Source organism: Acidisoma sp. L85, assembly GCF_009765865.1.
Lineage (GTDB): Bacteria > Pseudomonadota > Alphaproteobacteria > Acetobacterales > Acetobacteraceae > Acidisoma.
The window spans coordinates 1-259 of sequence record NZ_LMUQ01000020.1; the positions used below are offsets into that span (position 1 = coordinate 1).

General features: G+C 61.0%; 1 protein-coding gene. It reads right to left on the reverse strand.

The annotated features are described in order from the left end of the window. Nucleotides 1–259: transposase (locus GSQ83_RS03545; protein WP_158801510.1), on the reverse strand; the 259-nt coding region annotated here is incomplete at both ends.

The following is a 259-nucleotide window of genomic DNA, read 5'->3' on the forward strand; positions in this document are numbered from 1 at the left end:
GCTCCCGGTCAAGCATCAGCGACACGTCGTGAATGGTCTGGAACAGCATCCGACGCACGAACCGTCGAAACCACCAGTATACGGTTTGCCACGGGCCGAAATTCGTTGGCAGCATGCGCCAGCCACCGCCGCTGCGCGCCATATAGCGGATCGCATTGAGCATTTCGCGCAGATCGACGCTGATTTTGCGGCCGCGCTTTGGCGCCTTGGGCAGTAACGGCTTGATCCGCTCCCACTCCTCGTCCGTCAGGTCAGTTGG